The 20,465-nt window shown below is 71.0% G+C and carries 18 protein-coding genes; 9 read left to right on the top strand and 9 right to left on the bottom strand.

Annotated elements, in window-relative coordinates:
* Positions 1-222: 222 nt before the first annotated feature.
* The 5 genes from AB0L65_RS04070 to AB0L65_RS04090 all read right to left on the bottom strand — a co-directional run bounded on the left by AB0L65_RS04070 (position 223) and on the right by AB0L65_RS04090 (position 6,883).
* On the bottom strand, positions 223-636 hold the full coding sequence (locus AB0L65_RS04070; RefSeq protein WP_364240083.1) for a ComEA family DNA-binding protein: 414 nt from the start codon (positions 634-636) through the stop codon (positions 223-225).
* Positions 637-2,025: 1,389 nt separating this feature from the next.
* Entirely contained in the window at positions 2,026-2,838 is an 813-nt protein-coding gene (locus tag AB0L65_RS04075) for a DegV family protein (RefSeq protein WP_364240084.1), read from the bottom strand.
* A gap of 14 nt (positions 2,839-2,852) precedes the next feature.
* The gene (gene hutI, locus AB0L65_RS04080) at positions 2,853-4,061 is read right to left on the bottom strand and encodes an imidazolonepropionase (RefSeq protein ID WP_350724877.1); all 1,209 of its coding nucleotides are present in this window, start codon (positions 4,059-4,061) and stop codon (positions 2,853-2,855) included.
* 626 nt (positions 4,062-4,687) lie between these two features.
* On the bottom strand, positions 4,688-6,115 hold the full coding sequence (gene hflX, locus AB0L65_RS04085) for a GTPase HflX (RefSeq protein ID WP_364240086.1): 1,428 nt from the start codon (positions 6,113-6,115) through the stop codon (positions 4,688-4,690).
* A 75-nt stretch (positions 6,116-6,190) separates the two neighbouring features.
* Entirely contained in the window at positions 6,191-6,883 is a 693-nt protein-coding gene (locus AB0L65_RS04090; protein WP_364240087.1) for a DUF4097 family beta strand repeat-containing protein, read from the bottom strand.
* A gap of 153 nt (positions 6,884-7,036) precedes the next feature.
* Here AB0L65_RS04090 and aceB point away from each other — a divergent pair, with 153 nt between their 5' ends.
* From aceB to AB0L65_RS04125, 7 genes are read left to right on the top strand one after another with little or no spacing between them, the layout of a single operon-like run.
* Complete coding sequence (aceB, locus tag AB0L65_RS04095; RefSeq protein ID WP_364240089.1) at positions 7,037-8,614, top strand: malate synthase A; 1,578 nt, start codon at positions 7,037-7,039, stop codon at positions 8,612-8,614.
* A gap of 27 nt (positions 8,615-8,641) precedes the next feature.
* Positions 8,642-10,078, top strand: coding sequence for an FAD-linked oxidase C-terminal domain-containing protein (locus AB0L65_RS04100; protein ID WP_364240565.1), 1,437 nt, complete (start codon positions 8,642-8,644; stop codon positions 10,076-10,078).
* Positions 10,078-11,253, top strand: coding sequence for an FAD-binding oxidoreductase (locus tag AB0L65_RS04105; RefSeq protein ID WP_364240091.1), 1,176 nt, complete (start codon positions 10,078-10,080; stop codon positions 11,251-11,253). Before AB0L65_RS04100 ends, AB0L65_RS04105 begins: the two co-directional genes overlap by 1 nt.
* Position 11,254: 1 nt before the next feature.
* Positions 11,255-12,457 carry a heterodisulfide reductase-related iron-sulfur binding cluster gene (locus tag AB0L65_RS04110; protein WP_364240093.1) on the top strand — a complete coding sequence of 401 codons (1,203 nt, stop codon included), beginning with the start codon at positions 11,255-11,257 and terminating at the stop codon, positions 12,455-12,457.
* A complete protein-coding gene (locus AB0L65_RS04115; RefSeq protein ID WP_364240095.1) occupies positions 12,454-13,206 on the top strand; it encodes an IclR family transcriptional regulator in 753 nt (250 codons plus the stop codon). Before AB0L65_RS04110 ends, AB0L65_RS04115 begins: the two co-directional genes overlap by 4 nt.
* 19 nt (positions 13,207-13,225) lie before the next feature.
* The gene (locus tag AB0L65_RS04120) at positions 13,226-13,438 is read left to right on the top strand and encodes a DUF2277 domain-containing protein (RefSeq protein ID WP_138672144.1); all 213 of its coding nucleotides are present in this window, start codon (positions 13,226-13,228) and stop codon (positions 13,436-13,438) included.
* Between the two features lie 59 nt (positions 13,439-13,497).
* Entirely contained in the window at positions 13,498-15,399 is a 1,902-nt protein-coding gene (locus AB0L65_RS04125) for a hypothetical protein (RefSeq protein WP_364240097.1), read from the top strand.
* Between the two features lies 1 nt (position 15,400).
* On the opposite strand, the gene AB0L65_RS04130 is transcribed toward AB0L65_RS04125, so the two are convergent.
* A complete protein-coding gene (locus AB0L65_RS04130; RefSeq protein WP_364240098.1) occupies positions 15,401-16,387 on the bottom strand; it encodes a helix-turn-helix domain-containing protein in 987 nt (328 codons plus the stop codon).
* A 177-nt stretch (positions 16,388-16,564) separates the two neighbouring features.
* Between AB0L65_RS04130 and AB0L65_RS04135 the strand changes: the two genes are divergently transcribed.
* Together AB0L65_RS04135 and AB0L65_RS04140 are read left to right on the top strand one after the other, a co-directional pair.
* Entirely contained in the window at positions 16,565-17,245 is a 681-nt protein-coding gene (locus AB0L65_RS04135; protein ID WP_350724858.1) for an HNH endonuclease family protein, read from the top strand.
* Between the two features lie 42 nt (positions 17,246-17,287).
* Positions 17,288-18,076, top strand: a complete 789-nt coding sequence (locus AB0L65_RS04140) for an endonuclease/exonuclease/phosphatase family protein (RefSeq protein WP_364240100.1) — start codon at positions 17,288-17,290, stop codon at positions 18,074-18,076.
* 58 nt (positions 18,077-18,134) lie between these two features.
* On the opposite strand, the gene AB0L65_RS04145 is transcribed toward AB0L65_RS04140, so the two are convergent.
* Genes AB0L65_RS04145 through AB0L65_RS04155 form a run of 3 tightly spaced genes read right to left on the bottom strand, consistent with a single transcriptional unit; the run spans position 18,135 to position 20,465 of the window.
* Positions 18,135-18,470, bottom strand: a complete 336-nt coding sequence (locus tag AB0L65_RS04145; protein ID WP_364240102.1) for a PepSY domain-containing protein — start codon at positions 18,468-18,470, stop codon at positions 18,135-18,137.
* A gap of 35 nt (positions 18,471-18,505) precedes the next feature.
* A complete protein-coding gene (locus AB0L65_RS04150) occupies positions 18,506-19,744 on the bottom strand; it encodes a HAMP domain-containing sensor histidine kinase (protein ID WP_364240104.1) in 1,239 nt (412 codons plus the stop codon).
* 40 nt (positions 19,745-19,784) lie between these two features.
* Positions 19,785-20,465, bottom strand: coding sequence for a response regulator transcription factor (locus tag AB0L65_RS04155; RefSeq protein ID WP_185071881.1), 681 nt, complete (start codon positions 20,463-20,465; stop codon positions 19,785-19,787).

The following is a 20,465-nucleotide window of genomic DNA, read 5'->3' on the forward strand; positions in this document are numbered from 1 at the left end:
CGGGCGGAGCAGCCGATTAGGACCAAGGCACTTGCCCAGGCGGCCAGTGCGGGGAGGATGAGGGGCCAGGTGTGTTCACGCTGGGCAGTGTCGGGATCGGGGTGAGTGGCTCCGGTGTTCGTGTCGGCGCCGTCGGAAGACCGGGCGCCGTCGAGTGGAGAGTTGGTGTTGTTTCGGTTTGGGGGTGTTGGGCGGGTGTCGTCGATACGCGGGGTGGCCATGTCAGACGCGGACCTTTGGCTTGAGTTCGTCGTACTTTCGTGGGCCTATGCCGGTCACCTCGCGTAGTTGTTCGACGGTGGTGAAGCCGCCGTGGGTGTCTCGGAACTGGGCTATGCGGGCTGCCAGGACTTCGCCCACTCCTGGGAGTTGTTCGAGTTGGTCGGTGGTGGCGGAGTTGAGGTCGAGCACGGTGGTGGCCGGGTCTGCGATGGGTGCGGCTTGGGTTGCCTGGCCGGCGGGGGTGCCTACGACTATCTGTTCGCCGTCGATCAGGCGTCTGGCGAGGTTGAGTGTGCCGGTGGAGGCGCCGCGGGACACTCCTCCGGCTGCTGCCACCGCGTCTGTGACTCGGGCGCCTGCGGGGAGTAGGTAGACGCCCGGTTTACGGATCTTGCCGATGACGTGGACGGTCACCTTGGCGACGGCGGTGGGGGACGGCGACCTCGGTGGGTGTGAGATCGGGGTGGGGGGCGGCAACGGCTCCGGTGAAGGCTGGGAACGCCAGAGGAAGAACGCTGCTACGGCTGCGGCGAGGGCTCCCAAGACCAGCAGGACTCGGAGGCCGGGCTTGCCTGGGTCGAGGGCTGGGGCCTGAGTGGTGAGGGCTGCGCGGAATGCTTGGAAGGTGGGTGGTACGGGGGCGGGTCCGCGCTTTCGGTCGGGTGGTGGTGATGCGTTTGATCGTTGGTTGGGGATCTGGTGGGGTACGCGTGAGGTGACGGCATCATCATGGTCATGTCCCTCTGGAGGCGTTCTTGAGGGAGTGTCGTTCCAGCGGCTTTCCTCGCCCTCGCCTGATGCTGCGGGTGCAGGGTCCTCCCAGCGGGTTCCCTGGCGCAGGGTGGTGAGGGCGGCATCGTCCCAAGCTTCTTTCTCACGGGGTTCGGTTGAGGGCTGGCCGGGTTGGTGTGCTGAGGCGTGGGTCCGTGCCTGGGCCCCGGCCGCCGGATCGGTCATGGCTCCTGTGAGCCGACCGAGAGAGCGGCGGGAGCGGCGGGAAGGCGCGGTGATCGACCGTAGCCGGGACTCGGCTATGGTCCGCTCCGCCGTGGGGTCGGGGGTTCGCACGGCTGAGAACGTAGATCCTCAGCGGTTCTCGGGGAGGTCCCGAACCGCGTTCTGGGGATGGGGCGGGAGATGAGCGAAGAGGTTGTGGACAACCAGGTCGGCGTGATCAAGGTGAGCGTGCACGTAAGCAAGTTGAGGATCGCGCTCATGAGGATGCGGGCAGGGCATGGGGGGACTGAAGGACTGCGCAAGAGGCTGAAGGGTCATGCTGAGCGTCGCAGGGCTGGGGGCTGTTGTGCTGGGGGTCGCCGAGTTGGAGGGGCACGCTCGGCCGCCTCAGGGCCGAACCACTCTGCCGCTGCATCGCCGGGCTGAGAAGCTGCAGTACTGCCCGTCGCCGGGCAGGAGGCGTACGCTCGGCCGCCTCAGGGCCGAACGGCTGTGCCGGGCGTCGCAGGGCTGAAGGTGCCGGACGTTCCTGGGGGCTGAGAGCCATGCTCGGCGTCGCGGGCTGAGAGCCATGCTGGGTGTCAGGGCCGAAGAGCCATGCAGGGCCCCGGAGTAAAGGGTCCTACTGGGCCTCGGAGAGTTAACCGCCGGGCATCTGATGGCTGAGGGTGCTGTTGGGCGGCCTCTGAAGGCTCAGGCTCTGCTCGGGCATGCAGGCTGAGGGGTTCTGCTGGATGTCGCAGGACTGAGGGTTCTGCTGGGCTTCGAGGGGTGAGGGGCCTGCTGGGCGACGGGGGGTACCAGTCCCCTCAGGCAAGGTGGTGTGCGGGCGGCTTCGGCAATAGGTCAGGGGGTGTCGGATGTGACCGTGAGGCCCAGCATGCCGGGCCCCACGTGGACGCCGATCACCGCCCCCACCTCCACCACCCGCAGCTCCACCAGCCCGGCCAGCCGCTTCGGCAGGCGTTCGGCCAGGGCCTCGGCGCGGTCGCTCGCCCCCAGATGCTGTACGGCCACCTCCACGGGCCCCTCGCCCGCAGCGTGGACGGCGAGGTCCTCCAGGCGGGCGATGGCGCGGGAGGACGTGCGGACCTTCTCCAGGAGCGAGATGCGGCCGTCCACGATGTGGAGCAGTGGCTTGATCATGAGGGCCGAGCCGACGAGGGAGGCGGCGGTGCCGATGCGGCCGCTGCGTCGTAAGGCGTCGAGGGTGTCCACGTAGAAGAACGTCCGGGTGGTCTCCATGCAGCGGCGGGCCGCCGCCGTCACCGTCTCCAGGGCGGCTCCGCGAGCGGCGGCGCGGGCGGCGGCCAGGACCGGGTAGCCGAGGCCCATGGCGATCGAGCGGCTGTCGACCACTTCCACGGGGACGGGCGCATCGGACGCGGCCGCCTGGGCGGAATCGGCGATGCCGGACATATCGCGGGAAACGTGGATCGAGATGATTCCGGTCGCGCCCGCGGCCGCCAGGGAGGCGTAGCAGGAGGCGAAGCTCTCCGGGGCGGGGCGGGAGGTGGTGGCGGTGGTGAGGTCGCCGGTGAACAGCGGCTCGTCGTACGAGACCCCGCCGACGATCACCTGGACGGGGACGACCGTGACACCCGGGACGGCAGGCAGGTAGGCGGTCGAGTCGGTGACCACGGCGACCGAGGGCGGCATAACCCCGAGCGTAACTACTGGACCGGCGTCCCACCCCGCCACACGCGGCGCGGCTTGAGACCGAAGGACCAGGCGAAGGCGCCCTCGTGGTCGGCGTCCCACTGCACGATGTCGGCCAGCCGGCCCGGCGCCAGGACGCCGCGGTCGGGAGCGCCCAGGACGGTGGCGCCGCCGAGGGTGGCCGCGCGCAGGGCGTCGTTGACGCTCATCCCGAACGCCGACACCGCCATGGCGATGACCAGGGACATCGAGGTGATGCCGCAGAAGCCGGGATTGTGGTCGCTGCCGAGGGCGATCTGGACGCCGTGCTTGATCATCTGGCGGACCGGCGGGAGGTGACCGCGCTGCAGGGCCGTGGCCGGGCAGACGACGGCGGGCACGCCGTAGCGGGACATGATCGCGATGTCCTCGTCCGACATGTGGTGCAGCCCGTCGGCGGAGGCGCAGCCGAGCTCGGCGGCCAGCTGGACGGCGCCGCGGCGGCTGAAGATGCCGGCGTGGATGCGCGGCAGGAGCCCGACGTTGCGGCCCGAGGCCAGCACCCAGCGGGACTCCTCGGTGGTGAAGTGGCCCTCGTCGCAGTAGACGTCGACGCTGTCGGCGCCCGCCGCGGCGGCGTCGGCGCACCAGGCGCCCACGGCCTCGACGTATTCGCGCTGACGGCCGAAGTATTCGGGTGGCACCACGTGCGCCGCCAGGAAGGTGACGTGCACCCGTGGCATCATCGGCTCCTTCTCCAGCTCGCGCAGGAGCCGCACGTCGGCCAGCTCGCCGTCGCGGGTGAGGTGGTAGCCGGTCTTGGCCTCGACCGTGGTGGTGCCGCTGAGCAGCCAGCCCCGCAGCCGCTCGCGCACGCCGTTGCACAGGGTCCACGGGTCGGTGCCGCGGGTCACGGTGACCGTGGAGCCCACGCCGCCGCCCGCCGCGGTGATCGAGGCGGCGCTGGAGCCGCCGGTGCGGATGGCCAGCTCGGCGTAGCGGTTGCCGGCGTAGACGGGGTGGGTGTGGGCGTCGATGAGACCGGGCGTGACGAGAGCGCCGCCGAGGTTTTCGACGTGGTCGACGTCGACGATGTCGTCGACGACTCCGGGGACGCTCTGCGGGAGGTCTGGCGCGCGTCCGACCCACGCGATGCGGTCGTTGTGCACGAGGATGGCGGCGTTGCTGAGGACCTCGTTGCCGGTCCACAGGCGGCCGATGTTGGTCAGCAGTCGAACGGTCACCGCATCACCGCCCTGCGTGAGCCCCCGCCCGCGCACCGGCATGGGCGCAGCGCACAGCTCAGGGGCTGTGCCGCGCCCACTGAGTCCGCTCCGGGTCCGGACGACATGGGGGGTCTCCTGCTCTCATCCGCATCGAGTTGTGCGGTGACCGTATCGCCAGAGTCATGATCCGACGATTTCAGTTCAGTTACGTTATTTCACAGCTGGGCTTGCTGTACAGGGTTATTCGGAAGAAAGACCACTGATCCCAACCGTCACCCAGCCCCACCTCGTCCCCAAGGCCCCCGTTGACGACTTTGATCACAAGAGTCATCATCCGAAACCTAGACCCAACCCTAGAAACCCGACCGCGTAAAGGGTCTGGCCGATTCTAGCAATCCCAGGGTTCGGGGACCACTGCCGCTTTTGGGTAGCCATGCGTGCTTTGCGGCGAGGGCCACCCCACAACGTAACGTTCGCCGCCGACGTTCCAGCCTGCCACACGCCGCCGTCGCGCCCGACCGGTGTCATCGTTCGCCGACTGTCACGGCAGTCCCGCCCGGACGTGCTCGGCCGGGCGACCCCACCGTACCGCCTGCGTGGGAGTCGCCCGGCCGCAACGACGGAACCGGGGGGTGACCGGAGGGTTAGAAGACCCGCTCCACGGGCTTGCCGACCCGCTCGAGCTCCTGCCACAGGCTGGGCAGCACCCGGGCGTGCAGGATCGTGCCGTCCTCCACGTGCTCCACGGAGAGCACCTCGCCCTCCTTGTGGGCCCGGGAGATCAGGTCTCCCCTGTTGTACGGCACCAGCAGCTGGATCTCGTGGTCCAGCCGGGGCAGCTCCCGCTCGATGACCGCCATCAGCTCGGGGATGCCGCGGCCGGTCCGCGCCGACACCACGACGCAGTCGCGCTCGCGCCGCATGATCCGGTCGATCACGTCCTGCTTGGCCGCGTCGGCCTTGTTGATCACGACGATCTCGCGGATCTCGGAGGCGCCCTCGATGTCGGCGAACACCTCGCGCACGGCGGCCAGCTGGCCCTCGGGGTCGGGGTGCGAGCCGTCCACCACGTGCAGGATCAGGTCGGCCTCGGCGACCTCCTCCAGCGTCGAACGGAACGCCTCGACGAGCTGGTGCGGCAGGTGCCGCACGAAGCCCACGGTGTCGGCGATCGTGAAGAGCCGGCCTTCGGCCGTGCGCGCCCGGCGTACGGTCGGGTCGAGGGTGGCGAACAGCGCGTCCTCCACCAGCACCCCGGCTCCCGTGACGCGGTTGAGCAGCGAGGACTTGCCCGCGTTGGTGTAGCCGGCGATGGCCACGGCGGGAACCTCGCGCCGCTGGCGCTGGTAGCGCATGGTGTCGCGCGAGGTGGACATGCCGCTGATCTGACGGCGCAGCTTGGCCATGCGCTCGCGGATGCGGCGCCGGTCCAGCTCGATCTTGGTCTCACCGGGGCCACGGCCGCCGATGCCGACGCCGCCCGCGGCGCGACCGCCGACCTGCCTGGACAGGTTGCCACCCCAGCCGCGCAGGCGGGGCAGCAGGTATTGGAGCTGTGCCAGCTCGACCTGGGCCTTGCCCTCGCGGCTCTTGGCGTGCTGGGCGAAGATGTCGAGGATCAGCGCGGTGCGGTCGATGACCTTGACCTTGACCGTCTCCTCGAGCTGGCGGAGCTGGCCGGGGGTCAGCTCGCCGTCGCAGATCACGGTGTCGGCGCCGGTCGACTCGACCACGTCGCGCAGCTCGAGCGCCTTGCCCGAGCCGATGTAGGTGGCCGGATCCGGCTTCTGGCGGCGCTGGATGAGGCCGTCGAGCACCTCCGACCCAGCCGTCTCGGCCAGGAGCTTGAGCTCCAGCAGGGAGTTTTCCGCGTCGTCCACTGTGCCTGACGTCCAGACGCCGACGAGGACGACCCGCTCCAGCCGCAGCTGCCGGTACTCGACCTCGGAGACATCCTGGAGTTCGGTGGAGAGGCCCGCCACGCGGCGCAGCGCCTGGCGCTCCTCGAGGTCCATGTCGCCGGTCTCGAACTCGTCGAGGTCGAGCGCGGTGTAATCGTGCATTCGTGTCATCTCTATTAGGGAACGTCTGGACACCTCGGTGTCTTCCCACGATGGTGGCACGACACCCCCGCCACAATCACCCCCTTATCCGGCAGCCACCGTGACGTCGCCGGATCCGGCCTTGAGCGAGATCTTGTGGGGAGAGGAGCTGTCCTTCCTGACCGAGACGTTCGCGTCGCCGGACCCCACCTGGGTCTTCACGTCGTAGGCCCCGTCGGGCACGCGGAGCACGATGTCCCCGGAGCCGGCCTGCAGATCGGCGCTGCCGGGCACGGCGGTGTACTTGAGCTCGATGTTCCCGGACCCCGCCTCCGCGACGACCTTCTTGCCCGCCAGCTCCGCGGCGTCGAGGTCGCCGGAGCCGACATGTACGCCGAGCTCCCCGGTCAGGCCCCTGAGCGTGATGTTGCCCGAGCCGTTGTCCAGGTCGACGGTCAGCCCTTTGGGGATCTCGATCTTGTAGTCGACGCTGCAGCTGCCCAGGCTCGACGGGCAGTCGTACGAGAGGCGCAGCGCGTCGCCCTCGACGCTGTGCTCCGGCTTCGGCTTGTCGTCGCCGCGCCAGCGCAGCGTCTCGGTGACGCGTACGGCGCTGCCGCCGGTCTCGGTCACCTCGGTATCGCCCGCGCCACTCTTGACCTGCAGCCTGGCGACCTTGTCCGTCACCTCGTACGACGCGGTCTCCTCGCTGCTCGGGCCGGCGATGCTCGCCATCCCGCACCCCGTCAACATCAGCGCGGAGGCCAGCAGCCCGCCCGCGATCGCGATGGTCTTCATGCCCCCAATCCTGTCCGGGAAGAACCCCGGTCACATCGGGGATGCCCCCGACGACTCCCCGAAGGAACCCCAACCTTTGACCCGGGACTACCAGGGGAGTAACTTCACTTCCACAATCCAGAAGTCATTTTCCACGAAGCGGAAAGGCACCCCATGGAGATCACCGGCCCGATGCTCGACCGGTTCGACGAGATCCTCACTCCTGAGGCGCTCGATTTCGTGGCGACTCTCCAGCGGGAGTTCGGCGCCAGGCGGCTGGAGCTGCTGGAGGCCCGTCAGGCGCGGCAGGCGGAGCTGTCCGCGGGCGGCCTGCTCGACTTCCTGCCGGAGACGAAGCAGGTCAGGGAGGCCGACTGGCAGGTCGCGCCGCCCGCGCCCGGTCTGGAGGACCGCCGGGTGGAGATCACCGGCCCGGTCGACAAGAAGATGACCATCAACGCGCTCAACTCCGGCGCCAAGGTCTGGCTGGCCGACTTCGAGGACGCCAACTCGCCGCTCTGGGAGAACTGCGTGAGCGGCCACCTCAACCTGCGCGACGCGCTCGACCGCGCGATCGACTTCGAGACCGGCGGCAAGTCGTACGCGCTCAGGCCCGACGACGAGCTGGCCACGGTCGTCGTGCGCCCGCGCGGCTGGCACCTGGACGAGAAGCACGCCCAGGTGGACGGGCAGCCGGTCTCGGGCTCGCTGTTCGACTTCGGGCTCTACTTCTTCCACTGCGCCCAGCGGCAGATCGACAAGGGCAAGGGGCCGTACTTCTACCTGCCCAAAATGGAGTCCCACCTGGAGGCGCGGCTCTGGAACGACGTGTTCACCAGGGCTCAGGAGCTCCTCGGCATCCCGCACGGCACGATCAGGGCGACCGTCCTCATCGAGACCTACCCGGCCGCGTTCGAGATGGAGGAGATCCTGTACGAGCTCCGCGACCACTCGGCGGGGCTCAACGCGGGCCGCTGGGACTACCTGTTCAGCGTGATCAAGAAGTTCCGGACCCGGGGCCGCGAGTTCCTGCTGCCCGAGCGGAACGCGGTCACGATGACGGCCCCGTTCATGCGCGCGTACACCGAGCTGCTGGTGCGCACCTGCCACAAGCGCGGCGCGCACGCCATCGGCGGGATGGCGGCCTTCATCCCCTCGCGGCGCGACCCCGAGGTGAACGCCGTGGCGCTGGAGAAGGTGCGGGCGGACAAGACGCGCGAGTCGGGCGACGGCTTCGACGGCTCGTGGGTGGCGCACCCCGACCTGGTGCCGGTGTGCCGTGAGGTGTTCGACGGCGTGCTGGGGTCGCGGCCCAACCAGCTCGACCGGCTGCGCGAGGACGTCAACGTGACCGCGGCCGAGCTGCTGGCCGTCTCCGAGACGCCGGGCGAGATCACCGAGACCGGGCTGCGCAACAACGTGGACGTGGCGCTGCGCTACCTCGCCGCCTGGATGGGGGGCCTGGGCGCGGTGGCGATCCACAACCTCATGGAGGACGCGGCCACCGCCGAGATCTCGCGCTCGCAGATCTGGCAGTGGATCCACAACGACATCACGCTCGCCGACACGGGCGCCCAGGTGACGAAGGAACTGGTCGAGCAGATCATCGCGGAGGAGCTCGCCAGGATCGCCGAGGAGCCCGGCCACGACGACAAGCTGTACGGTCAGGCGACCGCGCTGTTCAAGCAGGTGGCGCTGGACGACGACTTCGCCGAGTTCCTGACGCTTCCCGCCTATGCTCAAATGCCGTAGAACTAGGAAAAAGAGGGGGATCGGGTGCTGGAAACGCTGACAGCGGCCCTGCGCTCGCTGCTGCCCCATGACTCGGTGATCACCGATCCGGTACGCCTGCGCACGTACGAGTGCGACGGCCTCACCTACCACCGGGCGACCCCCGGCGTGGTCGTGCTGCCCGACACGGCCGAGCAGGTCGCCCGCGTGGTACGCGTGTGCAACGACTTCGGCGTGCCCTTCGTGGCCAGGGGCTCGGGCACCGGCCTGTCGGGGGGCGCGCTCCCCCGCGAGGACGGCGTGCTCATCGTCACCTCCAAGATGCGCGGGATCCTGGAGATCGACCTGGACAACCGCCGGGCGGTCGTCGAGCCCGGCGTCACCAACCTGGCCATCACCGAGGCCGTGCGCGACCGGGGCTACTACTACGCGCCCGATCCCTCCAGCCAGCAGGTCTGCTCCATCGGCGGCAACGTCGCCGAGAACTCCGGCGGCGCCCACTGCCTCAAGTACGGCTTCACGGTCAACCACGTCGAGGCCTGCGAGATCGTCACCCCCGACGGCGACCTGGTCACGCTCGACCGCATGGACCCCGGCTACGACCTGCTGGGCGCGTTCATCGGTTCCGAGGGCACGCTGGGCATCGCCACCAAGATCACGGTACGCCTCTGCCGCGCGCCGGAGGCCGTGACCACGGTGCTGGCCGCGTTCGAGAGCATCGAGCAGGGCGGCCAGGCCGTCTCGGCGATCATCGGCGCGGGCATCGTGCCCGCCGCGATCGAGATGATGGACGCGCTGGCCATCGAGGCGGCCGAGGCGGCGGTGGCCTGCCGCTACCCCGAGGGCGCGGGCGCCGTGCTGATCGTGGAGCTGGACGGCCCGCGGGCGGAGGTGGACGAGCAGTTCGCCCGGCTCACGGAGATCTGCTCGGGCGCCTTCGAGCTGCGGGTGGCCGCCGGCCCGGACGAGCGGGCGGCGATCTGGAAGGGCCGCAAGTCGGCGTTCGCCGCCGTCGGGCGCATCAGCCCGGCCTACATCGTGCAGGACGGCGTCGTGCCGCGCACCTCCCTGCCCGGCGTGCTGGCGGCCATCGACCGGCTCTCGCACGAGCACGGCATCAGGGTCGCCAACGTCTTCCACGCGGGAGACGGCAACCTGCACCCGCTCGTGCTGTTCGACGACGCGGAGCCGGGGGCCGGCGAGCGGGCCGAGGTGGTCTCCGGGGCGATCCTCGACCTGTGCATCGAGCACGGCGGCTCGATCACGGGCGAGCACGGAGTCGGGGTGGATAAATCCCGCTATATGCCGAAGATGTTCAGCGCGGACGACCTGGACACCATGCAACTCGTCCGGTGCGCGTTCGACCCCCGTGGCCTGTCGAACCCGGGCAAGGTGTTCCCTACCCCGCGCCTGTGCGGCGAGGTACCGGGCGTGCGCAAGGGCGTGCACCCGCTGGTGGAGTCGGGGAAGGCGGAGCAGTTCTGATGCTGACCGACACGGGGGTGACCATCAGGCAGGCGGACGCCGACGACGCCGTCAACGGCGTGCTGCCCCGCTGGGTCGCCCTGCCCGAGACGGTCGAGGAGATCTCGGCCGTGCTGCGGGCCTGCGCCGAGCAGGACCTGGCGGCGGTGCCCGCGGGCGGCGGCACGAAGCTGCACTGGGGTGCCCCGCCCGAGCGCTGCGACGTGCTCATCGACCTGTGCTGCATGAACTCCCTCATCGAGCACGCCGCCGGCGACCTCGTCGTGCGCGCGCAGGCCGGGCTGACCATGGACGCGCTGGCCGCCGCGCTCGCCGAGCAGGGCCAGGAGCTGGCGATCGACCCACCGTTCAGGGAGCACACCACGGTCGGCGGCACGCTCGCCACCGCGACGGCGGGCCCGCGCGCCTTCCGGTACGGCACCGCCCGTGACCTGCTCATCGGCATCACGGTCGTGCTGCCCGACGGGACCGTCGCCAGGTCCGGCGGCCGGGTGGTCAAGAACGTCGCGGGCTACGACCTCGGCAAGCTCTTCACCGGCTCGCAGGGCACGCTCGGCGTGATCGCGGAGGCCACGTTCCGGCTGCACCCGCTGCCCGTGGAGCGGCGCTGGCTCGTGGCGACCACCGAACCGGCCGACGACGTGCTGCTCCGCCTGGCCGCCTCCCAGGCCGAGCCGTCCGCCGTGGAGATCGACTGCCCCGACGGCAAGGAGGCGACGGTCGCGGTGCTCGTGGAGGGCTCGGCGGCCGAGCAGCGTGCGCTGGCGCTGCGCGAGGTGCTGGGCGAGGGCACGGTCACGGCCGAGGCGCCGGAGTGGTGGGGGCTGATCCTCAGGGACGACGTGCTGCTGGAGGCCCGGTTCCCGCCCGCGCGCGCGGCCGGGGCGCTGGCCGCCGCCGGGGAGGCCGGGTTCGCCTTCCGCGGGTCGGCCGCGGCAGGGCGGGCGTACCTGGAGCTCTGGGGCGAGGTCTCGCAGGAGGAACTGGCGGCGGCCGTCACCCTGCTGCGGGGCCGGATCGAGGCGCTGGGCGGGCGGCTGAACGTGCTGGCCACGCCGTACGAGGGCGTCGACAGGTGGGGGCAGGTGAGCGGGCTGCCGTTGATGCGGCGGGTCAAGGAACGGTTCGACCCCGGGCGCAGGATGTCTCCCGGCCGGTTCTTGGGAGGCATTTGACATGGACCCGGAGCTGATCAACGACTGCGTGCACTGCGGGTTCTGCCTCCCCACGTGCCCGACGTACGTGCTGTGGGGCGAGGAGATGGACTCGCCGCGCGGCCGCATCCACCTGATGAAGCAGCACGTCGAGGGCACTCCGGTCACCCCGGAGATGGCCGGGCACTTCGACGCCTGCCTGGGGTGCATGGCGTGCGTCACGGCCTGCCCGTCCGGGGTTCAATACGACCGCCTGATCGAGCAGACCAGGGCCGAGGTGGAGCGCACGCACGTGCGGGATCCGCAGGAGCGGGCCGTGCGCGGGATCGTGTTCAGCCTGTTCCCCTATCCGCGCAGGCTGCGGCTGCTGCGGCCGGGGATGTGGCTGGCCGAGCGCCTGGCGCCGTTCCTCGCCAGGGCCAATCCGAGCCTCGGCGCCATGGCCGCGCTCGCGCCGCGCGTCGAGCACCGGCAGCGGATGCCGCGCGTCGTCAGGGCCAGGGGCGAGCGCCGGGCCGTGGTGGGCATGCTCACCGGATGCGTGCAGGGCGAGTTCTTCCCCCAGGTGAACGCGGCCACCGCGCGGGTGCTCTCCCTGGAGGGCTGCGACGTGGTCATCCCGCGCGGTCAGGGCTGCTGCGGGGCGCTCAGCGTGCACTCCGGGCGCGAGGACCAGGCCAGGCGGCTGGCGCGCCGCACGGTCAGGACGTTCGAGAGGGCCGGGGTCGACACCGTCGTGGTGAACGCGGCCGGCTGCGGCTCGTCGATGAAGGAGTACGGCGAGCTGCTCGGGCGCGAGCCGGGATTCAGGGTGGTCGATCTGTCGGAGTACCTCGCCGAGCTGGGGCCCGTGGCCAAGCGGCACCCGCTGCCGCTCACCGTCGCCTACCACGACGCCTGCCACCTGGCCCACGCCCAGGGCGTGCGCGCCCAGCCGCGCGAGCTGCTGAGCGGCATCCCCGACCTGGTGGTCCGCGAGATCCCCGAGTCGGCCATCTGCTGCGGGTCGGCGGGCACGTACAACATCTTCCAGCCGCAGGCCGCCCGCGACCTCGGCGACAGGAAGGCCGGCGCGGTCGCCACGACCGGCGCTGAGCTGCTGGTCTCGGCCAACCCCGGCTGCACGATGCAGATCGCCGCGGCCATGCGGCGCGCCGGCTCGGACATCAGGGTGGCCCACACGGCCGAGGTGCTGGACGCGTCGCTGCGCGGGGTAATCCTATGAGTGTTCAGTCGGTGGAGCGGGCGCTGGACGTGCTGGAGGCGCTGGCCGAGCACGGGGGTGAGGCGGGCCTGTCGGAGATCGCCGCCAGGACCGGCCTGCCGTACGGGACCATCCACCGGCTGCTGCGCACCCTGCTCGCCCGCGGCTACGTGCGCCAGGAATCCGACAAGAGGTACGCCCTGGGCGGCGGCCTCGTGCGGCTGGGCGGCATCGCCGAGAGCATGGTGGGTGTGTGGGCGCAGCCGTACCTGACCAAGATGGTCGAGCTGTCCGGCGAGACCGCCAACCTGGCCGTGCTCGAAGGCGACTTCGTCGTCTACGTGGCGCAGGTGCCCTCGCCGCGCAGGCTGCGGATGTTCGCCGAGGTGGGCCGGCGGGTGCTGCCGCACAGCACGGCCGTGGGCAAGGCGCTGCTCGCCGGGCGGCCCGCGGCCGAGGCGGTGGCCGTCTTCGAGCGCACCGGCATGCCCCGGCGCACCCCCAACACGATCACCGACCTGACGGCCATGCTGGCCGAGCTCGAGCTCGTCAGGGCCCAGGGTTACGCCATGGACCTGGGCGAGGAGGAGCTCGGCGTGCACTGCCTGGCCGTGCCCGTGTGGGACGGCGAGCGGGTGGTGGCCGCGATGTCGGTCTCCGGGCCCGCCGAGCGGATCGACGCGATCGACCGCGACGACCTGGCCGAGGGCATGCGCAAGATCGCGCTCGACTTCGGCAACGAGCTCGGCCCGGCGGTCGACGCACGCTGAACGAAGTTACGGTTAGGGCATGTGTAGAAGCATCAAAACCCTGCGCCCCCCGTTCACCGAGAGCGTCACCGAGGAGGACGTGCGGGCGGCGGCCTTGCAGTACGTCAGGAAGATCTCCGGCTTCCGCGCGCCCGCCGCGCACAACGCCGAGGCGTTCGACCGGGCGGTGGAGACGATCACCAAGGCGTCGGAGGAGTTGCTCGGGGCTCTCCAAGTTCGCGGATCGCGTTGACAGGCACCCGCGGTCGGTGAAGTGTTCCCTCGTGTAGGCCCCGAGCGAGGGAGCGGCCCATGATCAGCGGGTTGTACCAGGGACAGGACGGCGACTCGCAGCTGGCGCTCCGGGTCGACGTCGACGGGACCAGGCCCACCGGGCGGGTGAGCGGCGACCTGTTCACCGTGGCGGGCGCGACGACCTCCTACGCCGGCTCGTTCGTGGTCAACGCGCCCACCGTGCGGGAGTCCCGGATCCAAGGGCGCGGGGTCTTCACGTTCGACACTCCGGTGAAGGACGTGAGCGTCACGATCGCCGACGGGTCGGGGACGGCCGAGGTCGCGGGGCGCACGTACCAGGTGGCCTTCGCCTCTCCGTACTTCCGCAGCGTGCTGCTGGAGCAGGACTCCGTGATCGGGACCGTGCCGTTCGTGTCGTACCAGACCGGCACGCTGCCGGGGCCGGGCGGCTCGCCGGTCAGGGAGCTGAGCGTGCCGGCGGCGTACGCGGAGGCGGGCATCGAGCTGACCCTCGCCCAGCCGGGGGTGATCCCGGTGGACGGGTCGGGCGCGGACCTGGCGTGGGACGACGCCGAGTTGCATCACGCGATGACGCAGCAGTTCAGCGGGTTCGGCGACGCGCCGGCCTGGCGGGTGTGGCTGCTGGTGGCCAGCAAGCACGTGGGCGGCTACCGGGGGATCATGTTCGACTACAACGACGCGCACCAGCGGCAGGGGTCCGCGGTGTTCTACGACGTGATCAAGGGGGCCACGCCGCAGGCGCAGCGGGCTCAGCTGCGCACGTACGTGCACGAGCTCGGGCACGCCTTCAACCTGCTGCACTCCTGGCAGAAGAACCTCGGCACCCCGCCCCAGCCGTTGGGCCCCGACTGCGGCTTCGGCGATCTGTCGTGGATGAACTACGTGCAGAACTACCGCCCGGGCGGCGAGCCAGGCTACTGGGCCGCCTTCCCGTTCCACTTCACGGACCCGGAGCTGATCCACCTGCGCCACGGCTTCTACCGCGACGTGGCCATGGGCGCGAACGCGTTCGGGACCGGCGCCGCCGAGATCGCGCCGTTCGAGCAGCCCGTCGAGGACCGCTCCGGGCTGCGGCTGGAGCTGCGCGCCAAGGAGTCGTTCGAGCTGGGCGAGCCCGTCGTGGTCGAGTTCAAGCTGTCCTGCGCCGGCGAGCCCCGTGTCACGCACGGCCACCTGCACCCCGACACCGAGTTCACCCAGGTGTCGATCACGCAGCCGGGCGGCAGGACCGTGCTGTACCGGCCGATGATGCGGCACTGCGTGGACGCCTCGCCGGAGATCCGGCTGGACGAGGGCAACCCGGCCATGTACCGCAGCGCGTACATCGGGCACGGCCGCGACGGGCACTACTTCCAGCAGCCCGGCGAATACCACGTGCGCGCCCAGTACATCGCCGCGGACGGCTCCCGCATCGTCTCCCCCGCGTGCCTGGTCAGGGTGCGCTTCCCGGTCAGCCGCGACGACCACCAGGTGGCCGAGCTGATGCTCGGCGAGGAGCAGGGACAGCTGTTCTCGCTGCTCGGCTCCGACTCGCCCGCGCTGCGCTCGGGCAACGAGGCCCTGGACGAGGTCATCGACCGGTACGGCGCCCACCCGCTGGCCGTCTACGCCCGCATGGTCAAGGGGCTGAACGCCGAGCGCGAGTTCAAGGCGGTGACGGCGGGCAAGCGGCTGCGCGTCCGGCCGCCGGATCCCAAGCAGGGCATCGAGCACCTCAGCCAGGTCGCCCGCGACGCGAGCATCGACAACATCACCCTCAACCTGGTGATGCGCCGCCTGGCCAGGGCCGAGGCGCGGCAGGGGGACCTGGACCGGGCGAACGCGGTGATGGACCAGATGGTCGCCACGTTCCAGGCCAAGGGGGTGAACCCCGTCGTCCTGGGACAGATCCAGCGCCAGGCGGAGCTGACGAAGACAGCCCTGAGCGCCGAGGCCTGACTCATTCGAGCAGGCGGTGCTGGGCGGCGAGGAAGCCCGCGTGGAAACGGGTCCTGGCGTCCAGGCGCTCGCACAGCATCTGGACCCGGCGCTGCACCGTACGCGGGCTGAGCCCCAGCTGCCTGGCGATGGCGTCGTCCTTCATCCCGGCCGCCAGCAGCGCCAGCACCTCCGTGTCGGGCGTGCGCGGCCACACCTCGGGCTCCAGGCCGTCCGCGGCGGTCAGGCGGAGCGGCACGGCGGCCCGCCACAGCGTCTCGAACAGCCCCACCAGCGCGTCCAGCAGCGCGGACGGGTGCACCACGAGCGCGCTCTCCACGGCCTGGTCCTCGTCGGAGACCAGGGGCAGGATGGCCGTGCGGGCGTCGGCGATGGCCAGCTTGACCGGCACCTGCCCGAGCCTGGCCTCCTCGCCGTCCGCGATGGCCCGCCGCGTGTGGGCCAGCATGCCGGGGTGCTCGAACGCCTGCGGACCGTAGATGCCGCGAATGGGCGCCCCCTGGCGGGCCGCCCGCCTGCGGTTCTCCCGGTCGTCGCTGACATCCACCGCGTACGGCGGATGCACCAGCACGAGCATCTCCCGCGTGGCGTTGCGCTCCAGCTGGAGATAGCGGCGGGCCACGGCGTCGCGCCCGCTCACCACCTCCAGCACCTCCTCCGGGTTCGGCCCGTTGCGCTCGGCGACCTCGGTGGCCAGCAGCGCGGCGGCGGCCCTGCTGTGCGCGATCTCCTCCTGGCGGCGCGCGACGAGGATGTCGATGGCGACGTTCGGCGGAGTGGCGATCAGCCGCAGCGGCCGGCCGGCGACGCGGGAGATGAGGCCGAGGTCCTCCAGCCTGGGCAGCATGCGGCGGATGGCCGCGGCGGACGAGCCGGTCTCGGCGGCGAGCTGGCTCAGCGTCGCCGGTCCGTGCCTGAGCAGCGCGCGGTAGGCGGTCTCCTCGGCGACGGTGACGCCGAGTCCCTCCAGCAAGCGCCGCTGCGCCATGTCCCCTCTTTCCGACATGCCATGATCCACGTTCAGATTAAGGCAGCCTTGCCCGGAGGTGCACAGGGCCCTATCCACGGCAAAACGTTGAAGTGGGCACCTTGGACGCGTGATAGGGCCTTTTATGGGCACTTGACCTAGACTTTACGAAGGTTCGACGAAGTCTGGGGAGTGGGCGTGGGGCGGCGGGTTCGGGCGTTCATGGCCGGTGCGGCCACGGTGGCGGTGCTGGCGGGCTGTGGCGGGCTGCAGGGGCAGTCCTCGGCCGGTACCGACAAGGGGGGCAAGTCCGACTCGGTGTCCGTCTCGGACGCCCGCAAGAAGCTCGCCAAGTTAACGGTCAAGGGCCGGGCCCCGAAGACCGGGTTCGACCGGGACAAGTTCGGCCCGGCGTGGTCGGACGTCGACCACAACGGCTGCGACACCCGTAACGACATACTCAAGCGGGACCTGGTGGACGAGAAGTTCAAGGCCGGGACCCACGACTGCATCGTGCTGAGCGGCACGTTGCACGACCCGTACAGCGGCAAGACGATCAACTTCAAGCGCGGCCAGGACACCAGCACCGCCGTCCAGATCGACCACGTGATCCCGCTGTCGGACGCCTGGCAGAAGGGCGCGCAGCAGTGGGCGGCGGACAAGCGCAAGGAGTTCGCCAACGACCCGCTGAACCTCATGGCCGTCGACGGCCCGCTCAACGGCCAGAAGAGCGACTCCGACGCCGCCACCTGGCTGCCGCCGGTCAAGTCGTACCGGTGCACCTACATCGCCCGCCAGATCGACGTGAAGACGAAGTACGCCGTCTGGGTGACGTCGGCGGAGAAGGACGCCATGGAGAGCATCCTGTCGAGCTGCTGAAGATCTATACGAACAGTCACGCGGTCCGTAAGATCCGACGGCATGCATGCGACAAAACGGATCAAAGTGATGATGGCCGCGGCGGTCACGGTGCTGGCCTCCACCGCCCTGCCCGTCCCGGCGCACGCCACGACGAACCTCGTGGTCCTCGACTGGAACGTCGCGGGCGACACCGCTGACATGAAGGCCATCGCCGCAGTGATCCGCGGCAGCGGCGCCAACATCGTGACCGTGCAGGAGATCCATCGCAAGCCGGAGGCCGACCAGGTCAAGCAGTTGGCGGACGAGCTCGGCTGGGACATCACGGCCAACGCCCACTTCGGCGCGGGCGACAACCCCGGCCCCTGCGACGATCCGCAGCCCGGCAAGGCGGGCAACGCGATCCTGTCCTCGTTCAAGATCCTCGAGCGCGTGACGATCCCGATCAGCGACTTCGAGACCTGCCCGGTCAACCGCTCCATGGCCGGGGCCAAGCTCGACCTCGGCGGCGGCTCGACGATCACGGTGTTCACCACCCACCTGTCCCCCGGTCTGTCGGCCACCTCGGTGGCCCGCCGCGAGGCCCAGGCGGACAAGGTGCGTAATTACCTCGCGAACCGGTCCCCGCTGATCCTCACCGGCGACTTCAACGCGCCGCCCACGGACGCGCTGTCGAAGAAGTTCGTGAGCGCGGGCTGGGTGGACACCGGCGCCCGGTACGCCAACCAGCCGACCCACGGGGACGCCCGCATCGACTACATCTACGCCAAGGGCGTCACCACCACGAGCGGCTCCGTCCTGTCGAGCACCCTGTCCGACCACCGTCCGGTCGTCATGAAGATGACCCGCTGACGGCCGGAAGGCCCACCGCCGCGCGCGGTGGGCCTTCCGGCGGCCGTAGGGGATGCCGTCAGTCGTCGTCGTGGTCGTCGTGGCCGTGGTCGTCGTCCCTGCCCGTCTGGTGCTTGATGACCTTGCCGGTGGCCGCGTCCACGTCCAGTTCGTGCCGTTCCGTGCCCTTGGTCAGCTCGACCTCCCACGCGTCGGGCCGCGTGCCCCTGCGCTGGTAGTCGATCTCGCTGACCCAGGCCCCGGCCACCTCCTTGTGCGCGATCTCCATGGCCTGCTCGGCCGTGACCTTGGGTGCGGCGGCCGTGGACGTGGTGGCGGCGAAGGCGACGCCCCCGCCCGCGACCAGCGTGACGATCCCGGCACCGACGACGATGAACTTCTTCGTGATCTGCATGACTCCACGAAATCGCGATCGCCGATAATCGCGCGCTAAGCACCGGTTAAGACCATCTCCACCCGCGCGCCGCCCCCTTCTGGCGTGGAGACGGCCAGGTGGCCGCCCGAGGACTCGGCGGTACGACGGGCGATGTCGAGGCCGAGGCCGGTCGAACCGCCTCCGCTGTTACCCCGTTCCAGCAGCTCGGGGTCGAAGCCCGGCCCCGAGTCCTCGACCGCCAGCACAGCCCCCGACGGGTGCGGCGTGAGCCGTACCGCCATGGAGGCCCCTTCCGGGGTGTGCGCGAAGACGTTGCCGAGCAGGGCGTCCACGCAGGCCGCGAGCTCCTCGGCGCTCACCGCGACGGGCAGCGGCCCGTCGGGCAGCGAGATCGACACCTCGCGGCACTGGTCCTCCGCCAGCACCGACCAGAACCGCACCCGCTCCCCCACCACCGCCGCCGCGTCGCACGACGCGCGCCCGGCCGAGCGGCGCCGCGCGTCCGTGATGACGGCGCTCACCGCCCGTTCCAGGGCGTCCACGCGGGCCTGCAGCCGCGCCGCCTCCTCCGGGTCCCGCAGCGACTCGGCGTCCAGCCTGAGGCCGGTCAAAGGGGTACGCAACCGGTGCGACAGGTCGGCCACCGACTCCCGCTCCGCCACCAGCAGCTCGTCGATCCGCCCCGCCAGATGGTTGAGCGCCAGCGCCACCGAACGCACCTCGGGCGGCCCGCCCGGCTCCGCCCGGGCCGTCAGGTCGCCCCCGGCCAGCCGGTGCGAGACCCGGGCCAGCCCGTCCACCGGCCGCGTGACGGCCAGCGCCAGCCGGTCCGCCAGCACGATCCCCAGCACCACCAGGACGATCCCCAGCACGAGCAGCCCGAGCCACGCCTCGCGCACGCCCTTCGTCAGCTCCGCCTCCGGCACGAACACCCTGATCACCGCCGTCCCCTCGGACGACTGCGCGGAGACCAGCACCTCCCTGCCGCCGGAGGCCACGGCGGTGACGCTGCGCCCGGTCGCGGCCAGGCGCACCGCGTCGGTACGGGCCGCCGCCGCGCCCACCGTGCGCCCGCCCGGCAGGAACACCGTCACCGGACGCGGCACCTGCGCCATCGCCAGCTCCAGGTCGGGCGTGCCCACCGCGACCGCCACGGACTCCGCTGCGGCGGTCGCCCTGCCCATCGCGCCGTTCTCGGCCACGGCCCGGATGAGCAGCGCCATCGGCACCAGCAACGCGATCAGCACAAGGGACGTCGTGGCCGCCACCAGCAACGCCAGCCACCGCCTCACGCCCGCCCCCTCCGCGTCCCCGCGACCGCCGTCATCTGCCTCATGACGGCTCGACCAGCTTGACGCCGACCCCGCGCACGGTGTGCAGGTAGCGGGGCTCCGCGGCCGTCTCCCCCAGCTTCCTGCGCAGCCACGACAGGTGCACGTCCACGGTCTTGTCCGCGCCCCCGTACGGCAGCTGCCACACCTCCGTCAGCAGCTCCCGCTTGGTCACCACCTCGCCGGGCCGCGCGGCCAGATAGTGCAGCACGTCGAACTCGCGCGGCGTCAGATCCAGCGCCGCCCCGTCGAGCGTGGCCGTACGCGCCCGCGGGTCCACCCGCAACGCCCCCACCGCCAGCGCCGGCTCGGGCGCCGACCCCCCGGCCCGCCGCAGGACGGCCCGCACCCGCGCGTCGAGCTGCGCCGCGCTGTACGGCTTGACCACGTAGTCGTCGGCCCCCGCGTCCAGCACCGGAACCATCTCGGCGTCCCCGTCACGCGCGGTCGCGACGATGACCGGCACCCTGCTGACCGCCCGCAACATCCGCAGCAGCTCCACCCCGTCCAGATCCGGCAGACCCAGGTCGAGCACGATCAGGTCGGGACGGTCCTGCACGGCCAGCCGCAGCCCGTCCAGCGCCGTCGGGGACGAGGAGACGGCGTGACCGAGCTCGCGCAGGCCGCGGCTGAGCGCCGTACGGATCGCCACGTCGTCCTCGATGAGCAGGATGTCAGCCAT

Origin of the sequence: Nonomuraea sp. NPDC052116, from assembly GCF_040680035.1 — a bacterium.
GTDB classification, from domain to species: Bacteria; Actinomycetota; Actinomycetes; order Streptosporangiales; family Streptosporangiaceae; genus Nonomuraea; species Nonomuraea angiospora_A.

Bases quoted from the DNA above. Each gene is read 5' to 3' on its own strand.
- AB0L65_RS04075 (WP_364240084.1), bottom strand. From the start codon at position 2,838: ATGCCGCCCTCGGTCGCCGTGGTCACCGACTCGACCGCCTACCTGCCT.
- hflX (WP_364240086.1), bottom strand. From the start codon at position 6,115: ATGACACGAATGCACGATTACACCGCGCTCGACCTCGACGAGTTCGAG.
- AB0L65_RS04090 (WP_364240087.1), bottom strand. From the start codon at position 6,883: ATGAAGACCATCGCGATCGCGGGCGGGCTGCTGGCCTCCGCGCTGATG.
- aceB (WP_364240089.1), top strand. From the start codon at position 7,037: ATGGAGATCACCGGCCCGATGCTCGACCGGTTCGACGAGATCCTCACT.
- AB0L65_RS04105 (WP_364240091.1), top strand. From the start codon at position 10,078: ATGCTGACCGACACGGGGGTGACCATCAGGCAGGCGGACGCCGACGAC.
- AB0L65_RS04110 (WP_364240093.1), top strand. From the start codon at position 11,255: ATGGACCCGGAGCTGATCAACGACTGCGTGCACTGCGGGTTCTGCCTC.
- AB0L65_RS04115 (WP_364240095.1), top strand. From the start codon at position 12,454: ATGAGTGTTCAGTCGGTGGAGCGGGCGCTGGACGTGCTGGAGGCGCTG.
- AB0L65_RS04120 (WP_138672144.1), top strand. From the start codon at position 13,226: ATGTGTAGAAGCATCAAAACCCTGCGCCCCCCGTTCACCGAGAGCGTC.
- AB0L65_RS04125 (WP_364240097.1), top strand. From the start codon at position 13,498: ATGATCAGCGGGTTGTACCAGGGACAGGACGGCGACTCGCAGCTGGCG.
- AB0L65_RS04130 (WP_364240098.1), bottom strand. From the start codon at position 16,387: ATGGCGCAGCGGCGCTTGCTGGAGGGACTCGGCGTCACCGTCGCCGAG.
- AB0L65_RS04140 (WP_364240100.1), top strand. From the start codon at position 17,288: ATGCATGCGACAAAACGGATCAAAGTGATGATGGCCGCGGCGGTCACG.
- AB0L65_RS04145 (WP_364240102.1), bottom strand. From the start codon at position 18,470: ATGCAGATCACGAAGAAGTTCATCGTCGTCGGTGCCGGGATCGTCACG.
- AB0L65_RS04155 (WP_185071881.1), bottom strand. From the start codon at position 20,465: ATGGCTGACATCCTGCTCATCGAGGACGACGTGGCGATCCGTACGGCG.